Source organism: Synechococcus sp. Cruz CV12-2-Slac-r (genome assembly GCF_024346075.1).
In the GTDB taxonomy this organism is placed as follows: Bacteria; Cyanobacteriota; Cyanobacteriia; order PCC-6307; family Cyanobiaceae; genus Synechococcus_D.
This window is the reverse complement of sequence record NZ_JAGQEK010000094.1, coordinates 1-6,860: the sequence shown is the minus strand read 5'-3', so window position 1 is coordinate 6,860 and position 6,860 is coordinate 1. Positions and strand designations below refer to the sequence as shown.

The 6,860-nt window shown below is 51.0% G+C and carries 6 protein-coding genes; 4 read left to right on the top strand and 2 right to left on the bottom strand.

The genetic code is table 11. The features are described 5' to 3' along the window. Positions 1–361 (bottom strand): hypothetical protein (locus tag KB557_RS08030; RefSeq protein ID WP_255133068.1); only part of this gene is annotated, 361 nt, incomplete at its 3' end. Next, complete coding sequence (gene topA / locus KB557_RS08025; protein WP_255133066.1) at positions 361–3,090, bottom strand: type I DNA topoisomerase; 2,730 nt, start codon at positions 3,088–3,090, stop codon at positions 361–363. The genes KB557_RS08030 and topA, both read right to left, overlap by 1 nt. 125 nt (positions 3,091–3,215) lie before the next feature. Between topA and KB557_RS08020 the strand changes: the two genes are divergently transcribed. The 4 genes from KB557_RS08020 to KB557_RS08005 form a co-directional block, all read left to right on the top strand. Further along, entirely contained in the window at positions 3,216–4,739 is a 1,524-nt protein-coding gene (locus tag KB557_RS08020) for an NAD(P)H-quinone oxidoreductase subunit N (protein ID WP_255133064.1), read from the top strand. Positions 4,740–4,749: 10 nt separating this feature from the next. Next, positions 4,750–5,439 carry an ABC transporter ATP-binding protein gene (locus tag KB557_RS08015; RefSeq protein WP_255133062.1) on the top strand — a complete coding sequence of 230 codons (690 nt, stop codon included), beginning with the start codon at positions 4,750–4,752 and terminating at the stop codon, positions 5,437–5,439. An 83-nt stretch (positions 5,440–5,522) separates the two neighbouring features. Then, positions 5,523–5,915 (top strand): hypothetical protein, encoded by a 393-nt coding sequence (locus tag KB557_RS08010; protein ID WP_255133060.1) that lies wholly within the window; start codon positions 5,523–5,525, stop codon positions 5,913–5,915. A 92-nt stretch (positions 5,916–6,007) separates the two neighbouring features. After that, the coding region (locus KB557_RS08005) for a calcium-binding protein (protein WP_399218857.1) at positions 6,008–6,860 on the top strand (853 nt) is incomplete at its 3' end.

Sequence of the window (6,860 nt, the reverse complement as noted above, 5' to 3'; positions counted from 1 at the left end):
AATTTGCTGCCCTTAGGGCACGGGTTAAGGCCTCGGCGGGGGCGGCGGGGTCGGTGGCAGGTAAACGCAACACCACCCGGTAAGGCACAGGAGCTGCTGCGGGGGCAAGCGGTTTTTGAACCTCTAATTGTTTTGCTTCTGGTTTGGGAAGCTCAGCTTTGGGAAGCTCTGGTTTTGGGGGCGGGAGTGTTGGTTTTGGGAGTGTTGGTGATTGGCTTTTGGCTTTTGGCAGATCAGGGCTGGGGCCAAAACTGTTACCAAGCTGCTCACCGATTGGAGTGTTGCTGCACCCCCCTAGAGCGCAAATAAAACCCACAGCAAAACCAAGCCGCAGCACAGCTTCAAGCCGCAACCAAGCCATCAACTATCAGCCGCCCTGATGATTCGCACCGCACTGGCCCGCGGACGCCCTGATTTAGTTCCGGTGGTTTTACTGGCGGTTTTTGGTTTTGCTGCAGCTTTTGGTTTGGCGCTTTTAGCTGCAGGTTTTGCCGATGTGGCTGCCGGTTTTGCGGATCTTGCCCGAGCCGCAGGTTTTTTTGTAGCAGCTTTAGCGGCAAGCAATTCAAGGGCCTGCTCGAGGTTGATGGTTTCAGCCGTAGTGCCTTCCGGCAAAGAAGCATTCAGCTTTCCTTGTTTTACATAAAGCCCATATGGGCCATCAAATAATTGGATCATTTCCTCAGATCCCTCGCCGCAACCGAGATCTTTCAAGGCAGTGCGGCCACCACGACCTTTCTTGGGCACCGCCAGTAATTCCATTGCCCGCTCAAGTTGAACGAGCAACACATCGTCTTCCGCTTTAAGGGAGCGGTAATCCTTCTCGCCCTTGCCTTTGTCGTGCACCACATAGGAACCAAACCGCCCCAAACCCGCCTGCACCTTGCCCCCATCTGGATGTTCCCCCAGCAAGCGAGGCAGCTGCAACAAGCTGCAGGCATCCGCCAAGCTGAGATCCTCAGGTTTGGTGCCTTTTGGTAACGAAGCACGTTTTGGTTTAGGGGTTTCCTCGCTGGCCTGCCCCCGTTGCACATAGGGGCCGTATTGCCCAAACAACAAATAAATCGCTTCTCCGCTTTCGGGATCTATCCCCAAACTTTCCGGACCATCGGCCTTTTGTTTAAGCAATAACTCCGCATGCTCAGCATCTAAATCAGCAGGGGTGAGATCCAAAGGCAAGGTGGCCTTGATCAATTCCTCCTCACCGTTTTCCCCTGCTCGCTTTGATTCCAGATAGGCCCCAAAACGACCGATCCGCACCACACAGGGCAAACCTTCCAACTCGATCGTGCGTGAGGTGGTGGGATCGATATCTCCCTCCCGTTGAGCAACCTGTTGCTCTAAGCCTTTTTCACCACGAAAGAATTGATCAAGATATGGCAGCCACTGGGCTGATCCATTGGAAATTTCATCAAGGGTGTTTTCCATCCTTGCGGTGAAACCTGGATCAACAAGATCGGGAAAATGCTCCTCTAAAAGAGCGGTAACGGCGAAGGCAGTAAAGCTTGGGGTGAGGGAATTGTTTTGCAGATTTGCATAACCGCGATCGCAAATCGTGCCAATGATTGAGGCATAGGTAGATGGCCGGCCGATACCTTCTTTCTCCAAGGTTTTAACCAATGCCGCTTCGCTAAACCTTGCTGGAGGTTGGGTTTGGTGGCCTAGGGCTTCACAAGATCCACAATTTGGGTGGTCTCCAGCGCCGAGGGGGGGCAAGAGCACCTCTTGGCCTTCAAGGGCGGCATCTGGGTCGTCGCTGCCCTCAACGTAGGCGCGGAAAAAACCAGCAAAATCGATGCGCTTGCCGCCGGCCCTAAAACGGGCATTAGCAACTTCAAGGTGGGCACTCACCATCGTGAGCCTGGCATCAGCCATCTGGCAGGCCACGGTGCGCTTCCAGATCAGCTCATAAAGAGATAAATCAAGTCCACTTAAGCCCGCTTCCGCGGGGGTGCGAAAACTGGAACCTGCTGGCCTAATTGCCTCGTGGGCCTCCTGGGCATTTCTACTTTTGGTGGAATATTGCCGCGGTTGGGGGCTGAGGTGGTCGGCCCCATATTTTTCAGATACACAAGCGCGGGCAGCTGAAATCGCCTGCTCACTGAGCTGCACCGAATCGGTGCGCATGTATGTGATGAAACCCCGCTCATAAAGCCCCTGGGCCGTACGCATTGTTTCCCGGGCCGAAAGCCGCAACTTGCGGTTGGCTTCCTGCTGCAAGGTGCTAGTGGTAAACGGTGGTGCCGGCTTGCGCAGGGTTGGTTTTTCTTCCACTTCCGCCACAGTCCAAGCTTCAGAACGAATCGTTTCAAGCAAGCTCTGGGCATCGCTTTCGCTTAGTAGTCGCACCTTGGTACCGGCCTTAATGGCACCGGTGTTTTCATCAAAATCTGCACCGCTAGCGATTCGTTCACCAGCTAGGTAGCTGAGCTTGGCCTCAAATTTCAAGCCGCCTTGCTCTAGCTGGGCTTTGAGATCCCAATAGCTGCCGCTTCGGAATGCCCTGCGGGCCCGTTCCCTTTGCACAAGCAAGCGCACCGCCACCGACTGCACCCGGCCCGCTGATAGCCCCCAGGCCACTTTTTTCCAAAGCAGCGGTGAAACCGTGTAACCCACCAAGCGATCAAGAATGCGGCGGGTTTCCTGGGCGTGCACCAGCTCCATGTTGAGCTCGCGAGTGTCGTTTAGGGCTCGCTTGATCGCTTCTTCCGTTATCTCGTGAAACACCATTCGTTTCACCGGCACCTTGGGGTCTAGGAGCTGCAGCAAATGCCAGCTAATCGATTCCCCTTCACGGTCTTCGTCTGTTGCGAGCAACAGTTGATCTGCCCCTTTAAGGGCGTCCTTTAACTCCTTAACAATTTTCTTTTTATCCTTCGGCACTACGTAGAGAGGCGCAAAGTTTTCATTTGTGTTTACGCCGAGGTTTGCCCACTTCTCACCCTTGTAACTAGCGGGAATTTCACTGGCGTTATTGGGTAGATCTCGCACATGCCCCATGGATGCCTCCACCCGAAATGTGCGCGGCAAGAAGCCACGAATCGTGCGGGCCTTAGTGGGGCTCTCAACGATGACAAGGGTGTGAGACACAGGCTGCCGGGGCAGGTAAAGAACAAGACCGAATCCAAAGGTTAGATCCGCAGTACATGTTGCACTGAGACCAGTCCGATCGATAGAGCTACCATCCGGCTTAGGACGGCGCCGACCCCACAGCAATGGAATCCCTGGCTCAGTCGTTAAATGCTGGGGCGATCGCGCCCGAAGCAGCACTGCTGATAACGCTGCTGGCCTGCCTTTTGGCCGATCTGGCAGGGGAAAAAGCAGCTGCGAAATTTGTACCGCCCTTTTGCTACATAGGGCTTGGTACATGTTTAGTTTTGCTTGCTTTGCAGTGGAACCAACCACCTGCACCTGCATTTTTCGCCTCATTTATCAGCGACAACCTTTCCGTGGCCTTCCGGTCTGTGGTGGCCACATCCACATTGCTTTCACTTTTGATCAGCTGGCGTTATGTGGAACGCAGTGGCACTCCGGTAGGTGAATACGCCAGCATTCTTCTGGCTGCAACAGTGGGAGCGATGCTGCTATGTGGTGCCACCGATCTGGTGAGCATCTTTGTGTCGTTAGAAACACTTTCTGTATCTAGTTACCTATTAGCTGGCTACATGAAACGGGATGCGCGCAGTTCAGAAGCAGCCCTCAAGTATTTGTTAGTGGGATCGGCGGCGGCAGCGGTATTTCTATATGGCACCTCATTACTTTACGGCGTAAGTGGTGGTTCAACAAATCTGGCAGGTATCACCATTGCCTTGCAAAGTAGTGCCACCCCATTAACAGCTTTAGCGCTGGTATTTGTATTAGCAACAGTGGCATTCAAAATATCTGCAGTGCCTTTTCACCAATGGACTCCTGATGTTTACGAAGGTTCGCCTACACCAGTTGTAGCCTTCCTTTCCGTTGGCTCTAAAGCTGCTGGTTTCGCTTTAGCTCTTAGGCTGCTAGTGGGCTGTTTTGGCAGTTTTGAAGCCCAGTGGCAGCTGCTGTTTACCGTATTAGCAGTGCTCAGTATGACCCTTGGCAACGTGGTTGCTTTGGCTCAAACATCGATGAAAAGAATGCTCGCTTACAGCTCAATTGGCCAAGCCGGTTTCGTGATGATCGGTTTGGTTTGCGGCACAGAAGAAGGATTCTCAGCAATGGTTCTTTATATGGCCGCTTATTTGTTTATGAATCTTGGCGCATTTGCCTGCATCATACTTTTCTCATTACGCACCGGCAGCGACCGCATTTCAGACTACGCTGGTTTATATCAAAAAGACCCCTTAATTACCCTGGGGCTAAGCCTTTGCCTACTTTCTTTAGGGGGCATCCCTCCAATGCTTGGCTTCTTTGGCAAGATTTATCTATTTTTCGCCGGCTGGGCAGATGGTCAATATCTATTAGTTGTGGTTGGTTTAGTTACATCAGTAATTTCAATTTATTACTATATTTCAGTAATAAAGATGATGGTTGTAAAAGAACCGCAGGAAGCTTCCGATGTAGTTAAGTCTTACCCAGTGCCCACCTGGAACCTGCCCGGCTTGCAGCCGCTTCGCACCGCGTTAATCGTGTGTTTACTTGTTACTGCAGTTGGGGGCGTACTTTCAAATCCATTGTTTATCTGGGCCAATCAAGCCGTTGAGGGCACGCCATTATTAAAAGCAGTAATTGCAGCTGGCGGCAATTTGCCCACCGGTTAGAACCAATTTAATGATCACTAAATCCAGCGGTAAAGCGGTAGCCGATCTACAAGATATAAGTAAAATTTATGGAGCAGGTGCTACCGAAGTGCGGGCCGTTAATGGCTTAAGCCTCACGGTTTATCAAGGCGACTACTTAGCGGTTATGGGTGCCTCTGGTTCGGGGAAAAGCACTGCGATGAATATCCTTGGCTGCCTAGATCGATCCACCAGCGGCAGTTATTGGTTGCAGGGGCAGGAGGTTAATAGCCTCAGCGACGACGATCTAGCGACCCTGCGGAATCGATATCTGGGCTTTGTGTTTCAACAATTTCACCTGCTATCAAATTTGAGTGCCCTTGAAAATGTTGAACTACCAATGATTTACGCCAAAGTTCCAGTGGAAGAACGCAAGCAGCGGGCGGCCGCAGCCTTGCAACGGGTGGGGCTGGGGGATCGCTTAAAAAATAAACCAAATCAATTAAGCGGTGGGCAGCAGCAAAGGGTGGCAATCGCTAGGGCAATCATCAATCAACCTGCCTTATTACTTGCAGATGAACCAACAGGTGCGCTTGATTCAGATACCACAAAAGAAGTATTAGCTATCTTTGATCAATTAAATCAAGAAGGTATGACCGTAGTATTAGTTACCCACGAACACGATGTAGCAGACCGCGCTCAAAAAGTATTGTTATTTCGTGATGGCTGCATTGCAAACTAAAGCAACCATTGTTAGCAGGTGCTGTTAATCACCGTCGATTATGCCCCATACCCCTTATAAACTTTGTAGTTAACCACTTAAAAATGTTGAGCGCTCCAGCAAACCAATCTTTCACTGGTGTGCAGCTACTACGCGACCAGGCAGCCACCTTGTTTGAACGGGGCGGATGGCAAGTGCTATTTCGCTGTAGTGGTGGAAACCGCCTTAGTGCAACCCTTCTAGATCCCAGTGAGAGGCTGCAGGTAACCCTTGAAATTCCTTGCAGTGATGATGGCAGTGATTGGACCCTATGGCTGGAGGCCTGCTCCGAAATCCCAAGTACTGTGAGCGGCGCGTTAGCCCAGCCCATGGGTTTAAGGCAAATGCTGGATGTGGCCCGCTGGCTAGAGGGGCCCATCAGTGAAATTGAGCGGATGGCCCTCAAAGCAGAGAGCCAACTCGTACTTCAAATTGCAGGCACAGGGCCCAATAGCTAAGCCTGTGACCAAGATCACAAAAACTTGAGCTATTAATCAATGGCTAAAACCAATGCAGCAAATAATTTGATTATGCCCTCAAGCAATTCACCATGGCACGCCAACAAGCAACTCAATCACGCCCAGCACCCGTGCAACCAGACACACAATTACGCCCAGCAACCAACCGACCAAATCCAGCAATCAATTTAACCGGCACAGATAACGCCGATGTAATGCTTGGTGATGCAAATAGCAATACCTACAGCTCAGGAGCTGGCGACGATTTAATGTTTGCCTCAGCAGGTAGCGATAGCCTCAGTGGCGGCGCTGGCGCAGACATTGTTGATTACTCAAGAGTGAATGCAGATCTCACTTTTTCCCGCGGCGGAATTATGGCCAAATCAGGAGGCCTAGGTACAGATACAATTTCAAATTTTGATATTGAAGTAATTAAAGCCAACCCCAATAGAGTTAACACTATCGATGGCTCCACTGGCACCACGGCCTCATTAAATGTAAATCTTGCCAACAACTTGCTAACGATCAACAATTTACCTGGAATCGGTAGCGCCAGCCTCACTGTGGAACATTTTCAAAATGTTCGCGGCTCAGAAAATGCCGATATTATTACCGGTAGCAATGCCGAAAACGACCTTTCTGGTGGTGCTGGTGATGATTTAATCAGCGGCTTATCGGGAAGCGATAAACTAACTGGTGGCACTGGAAACGACACATTTAGCTTTGGCCGTGGCGATTCCTTACTAAACGGCTTTGATCGAATCACCGATCTACAAATCGGCGCAGATCAAATTGATGGCTTAGTTGCAAATAGTTCTGTTCGCAATTTTGGCTCTGTTGGCAGTTTAAGCGCAGCGGATCTAAGCCAAGTGCTGAATAATAGAAGCTTTGGTGCAAACCTTGCAGCCAGCTTTAGCCTAGGTTCAGGTGCTAGTGCTCGCACTT

What these genes read in the sequence shown, in the direction of transcription:
- KB557_RS08020 (WP_255133064.1), top strand. Translation starts at nt 3,216, where the DNA reads ATGGAATCCCTGGCTCAGTCGTTAAATGCTGGGGCGATCGCGCCCGAA.
- KB557_RS08015 (WP_255133062.1), top strand. Translation starts at nt 4,750, where the DNA reads ATGATCACTAAATCCAGCGGTAAAGCGGTAGCCGATCTACAAGATATA.
- KB557_RS08010 (WP_255133060.1), top strand. Translation starts at nt 5,523, where the DNA reads ATGTTGAGCGCTCCAGCAAACCAATCTTTCACTGGTGTGCAGCTACTA.